Source organism: Sneathiella sp. (assembly GCF_041689005.1).
Taxonomy (GTDB): Bacteria; Pseudomonadota; Alphaproteobacteria; order Sneathiellales; family Sneathiellaceae; genus Sneathiella.
Genome location: NZ_JBDNHC010000085.1, coordinates 1 through 3849, shown reverse-complemented (window position 1 = coordinate 3849; position 3849 = coordinate 1). Strand labels below are relative to the sequence as shown.

The window sequence follows — 3849 nt, the reverse complement described above, 5'->3', positions numbered from 1 at the left end:
CTTGTCACCAAGGCGGCAGTTGCGATCCGCCTTCCTCCGCCCCGTCGTGTTCTCCACGCCGCCGCACTCCGGCAATATACCCCGCCGCCGGACGAAAAACCATCCCCAAGCCCCCAAACATTCCGACAATTCACACTATCGCTATGTCAAAATGGAGAGGCGGTTGACATAACGGCCTTAAATTCGGGTAGTGTCTCAGTTTGAATTTCTTTTCTTGTAAGAGCCGCGCCGTCCTAATTTCGGAGCGCGGGCATCAATCAAGCTAACAATCCATTCCATATCGTGCAAGGTATCAGATACACCCGCAGCCATAGCAGGGCTCATTTTCAATGTCTTGTGAATGCGGACAAAATTATAATGCACAAAGTACAGGGACAGCATGTGCAGGTGATTTTCAATCTTCTTGCTAAAGCCGTTCGTCAGGCGAGTGAACCGACGCATACCCATCCGCATAGACAGGTTCTGGCGTTCAACGTGTGACGTGCTGACGGCGGAAATATCTGGATTTCCTTCAATACGTACTTTCCTTGCGCCAGTGCAAACACCGGGGGAGTATTTTCTTTCTGGTGTTTTGTGGCCTGTATCGCCGTACATCTTCACTAGCTGAGCAAAGTCAATATCTGCCCCGAAAGCGCCCTCAACGGCTTCCAGATAGGCTTTGTGACCATCGGTGGTCAGATGCACCCGATTTGCCAAACGTGCCCTTAAATCGTCCATGAATTCGATTGCGGTAGCTGCTGAGCGGTCACCCACTTCATAGGACAGGATCATCTTACTATCTGCATCCAGTGCGGTCCATGTCCATACGTCGCCAGCCCCTTCTGGCGCGGCCTTCGCAGTTTGTACATTCTTTGCCTTGGCGTAACAGAATGACCAGATTTCATCACACTGAACTTTTGTTGACTTCACGTCCCTAACTGTTTCGTCATGATAGGCAGCACAGGCATCGCCAGCCTCAACAAGCAGCTTTGTAACCGTATTGATTGATACGCCGACCGTCCGTGATATTGACCGCATGGACATACCTTCAACAAGCATGTTCAAAATCATAACGCGTTTCTGTAAGGGCAATTTGTTCATACCCTTAATATATGAACTATTATGCTTAGTGCCAAGCATTAGTTCATTTATTTGACAACCCGCAATCGCGGTTTTGGTTTATAAATTTCCTCAAACTGATCTTCCGTTATCATAAGCAACGATGCCATATCATCGATAGAATATCCGAGATTAAATAAATGAAACTCAATTGCAGTGCTGAGCGCATTACTGTCTTCTTGTGGAAATGAAAAAGGTTCTCCCCTCGAATACCCAGCCTTACTATAATTAATGTTAAGTCCAGTGTATTGATTTGGAGTAATTAATTTCAATCGGTCACAGCGAACTATAAGCGCCTTGATAGATACTTTCCAATAAGGTTTTGCGCGGGCTAGTCTTCCAAGAGATGGCCTGGAAATGTAAGGCTTTATCTCGTTGGCGGGCGTCAAAAACTCTGCAGCAAATTCATCGGCCTCTGCTTCCATGCAGTCGTCCGTTTCCGGGTAATTGTGCATAATAAGATGCCCCAATTCATGGGCTAAGACATGCCTGTATAGTGCGCCATCAAGATTTTCGTTTATGAAGATTAACGGCGGCATTCCCGGCAATCGAAAACTCAAAGCTTCAAGATGACGGGTCCCAAAATCAATTTTAATAACAACACCGCCCGCAACCTCAATCAGTCTTGTGACGTTTTCTACAGGGCCGCGAGGAACCATCCAAAAACCCCGCATGTGTTGTGCAGCATCCTTTGGCGTCCAGCCGTTGTTGGCCATATCAATAATAGGGATTTCGCGGCCATCACCCTGATGCTCAAAAGATCTGAATAAACGTCTAAGATGAATGCGTCGAAGGTTTATATCGGCTTCAATTTTTGCTAGAGTTTTTTTACCAACTTTCTGACGTTTACGATAATGAAACGGCGGCAGGCCGTGAGGCTTCTCATCTGAATAAAAAAAATGAATAGGAAAATCTAGCGCCTTAGCAATTGAAGAGACGGTTTCCTCTGTCGGATCAACCGTCAAACCATTCTCTAGTTTCGAAATCAATGCCTGTGTCACATTTGATCTCGACGCCAATTCAGACTGCGAGAATCCCCTTGCGCCCCGCGCTACGTTGAACATATCGCGGTTAAATATTTTCTCCACTACGGTTTTCATCGTTTTACTGCGCGTCCAGTGTTGCCAAATGGAAGTTGCTTCTGGCTGATGTCAACCCACGCCACGATCTCATCAATATCAACAATTTGCGATACCCACAGGCCCTTCGGTCGCCGAATTATTACTCTCTGTACTTCAGAAAAGGCGGCGTCTGGTTGATAACCAACAATAACTCGCGTTGCCGCAGGGGGAAGGCCAACGAGATCAACCTGATTATCAAAGTCTATCTGTTGTTGCGTCGGATAATTTCTGTGGTTGCCGTTCGCATCGACCTTTTTCACTCGAAGAACCACCCGATCTTTTATATTTAGAACCTGCATTCCCCGAACCTCCAAAAAATGGAATCCGGGAGTGCCTCCAAAATTCGACTGAAAACTCATCCAAGCATGATCTCGCACACATCCCGCAGCTGTACGGTCTTCATGATCTGCCGTTATTTTGCTATCGATTGAATTGTAGGTTTTCATTGCCTCCGGAAAAATCCGGTAAATTTGATCCAGATACGGTTCTAAAATCGACATTACATGCTCTTGTTCTGGGTCGAAATCGTCCATCCTATGCCCCTCATTAATAATTTGAAGCCATTCAATCACAGAATTGCTAATAAATCAAGTAAAATTATAACTCAAAATATAACTATCCTATTTTTTCCACCGGCTTTCCGCCGCCTTTCGAGCAATCTCTGCTCGACGCTCCGGCGTCAGGTTCTTCGCGCGTTTCTTTCCACCCTTCGCGCCAAGCGCCTTGGCTGCGGGGTCCTTGCCGTCATCTTTGACGTTTTCTTCTGCTTCGCCAGTTGCTATCTTGGCCACCAGTACGGCAGCGCCAATAACATCGCCGGGGCGTTTCTGGCCTTTTGGTCCTTTAGGCATTGTCTGGTGCCCAAAAAGTTCTATTCGGCGGTAGTGTTGAACTAACCTCTTCAACCACGCGAATATCAGCCCGATTAGAGTCACCCATCGCGTTCGTGGCTAAGTTAACAGCATCATCTTCTGTTGCGGCGTTCACATAGCCAGTCTTTGCAGGATCGGCATCCTTAGTATTTTCATAAACTTCAATTTTCCATAAAGGCATGATATCTCCCTTTTGCTTTGCGCTAAGCATAACATAGTTACCGAGATGGGCGAGGTCAAATTTCAAACTGAGACACTACCTAAATTCGCAAACGGTTGCGCGGCCATAGATGCAACCAAATGCGATTATACCCCCGTTTTGTCAACTTGCACAAAATCGCAAACTGACCGAAATGCTTTACACACTCCAATGCAAGAGGATTGCAGAAAATTCCGTCTCAGGTAAAGTCATTTACTAATTTAGTTTTGTTTAGTAAATCGGACGCAACCCACAAAACCGGTTGTCGTTCATGAATCCTGTTTCATGAACGACAAACAGGCTGCTAAATTTTCGCCCAAAAATATAACCGCGTTACGTTTCTGACGATTAATTAATAACCAGAAACGACACCCGCCGCATAAAACCGCGCATATTTTGGCAATGGTTTACGGAAAATAGTGCTGATTTTCTTGCGACCTATGTGCGACATGGCTTGTTTTTTGGGTCACTTTGGAAACAAATAACCCCTCGAAAACATTATGTCTTCAAGGGCTTATGTGGTGCCGCCACCAGGAATCGAACCCGGGACCCGCTGATT

5 protein-coding genes are annotated in these 3849 nt (G+C 46.2%); all 5 read right to left on the bottom strand.

What is annotated here, in order from left to right; genetic code table 11:
• Window positions 1–195 precede the first annotated feature (195 nt).
• Entirely contained in the window at window positions 196–1080 is an 885-nt protein-coding gene (locus ACESNI_RS10405; RefSeq protein ID WP_373086557.1) for an IS1 family transposase, read from the bottom strand.
• A 47-nt stretch (window positions 1081–1127) separates the two neighbouring features.
• Complete coding sequence (locus ACESNI_RS10400; RefSeq protein ID WP_373086556.1) at window positions 1128–2198, bottom strand: ImmA/IrrE family metallo-endopeptidase; 1071 nt, start codon at window positions 2196–2198, stop codon at window positions 1128–1130.
• The gene (locus ACESNI_RS10395) at window positions 2195–2752 is read right to left on the bottom strand and encodes a hypothetical protein (protein WP_373086555.1); all 558 of its coding nucleotides are present in this window, start codon (window positions 2750–2752) and stop codon (window positions 2195–2197) included. The genes ACESNI_RS10400 and ACESNI_RS10395 overlap by 4 nt, the downstream gene beginning before the upstream one ends.
• 87 nt (window positions 2753–2839) lie before the next feature.
• Window positions 2840–3070, bottom strand: a complete 231-nt coding sequence (locus tag ACESNI_RS10390) for an RNA-binding protein (RefSeq protein WP_373086554.1) — start codon at window positions 3068–3070, stop codon at window positions 2840–2842.
• A complete protein-coding gene (locus ACESNI_RS10385; protein WP_373086553.1) occupies window positions 3063–3338 on the bottom strand; it encodes a hypothetical protein in 276 nt (91 codons plus the stop codon). The genes ACESNI_RS10390 and ACESNI_RS10385 overlap by 8 nt, the downstream gene beginning before the upstream one ends.
• Window positions 3339–3849: the final 511 nt, after the last annotated feature.

What these genes read in the sequence shown, in the direction of transcription:
- ACESNI_RS10405 (WP_373086557.1), bottom strand. Translation starts at nt 1,080, where the DNA reads ATGAACAAATTGCCCTTACAGAAACGCGTTATGATTTTGAACATGCTT.
- ACESNI_RS10395 (WP_373086555.1), bottom strand. Translation starts at nt 2,752, where the DNA reads ATGGACGATTTCGACCCAGAACAAGAGCATGTAATGTCGATTTTAGAA.
- ACESNI_RS10390 (WP_373086554.1), bottom strand. Translation starts at nt 3,070, where the DNA reads ATGCCTAAAGGACCAAAAGGCCAGAAACGCCCCGGCGATGTTATTGGC.
- ACESNI_RS10400 (WP_373086556.1), bottom strand. Translation starts at nt 2,198, where the DNA reads ATGAAAACCGTAGTGGAGAAAATATTTAACCGCGATATGTTCAACGTA.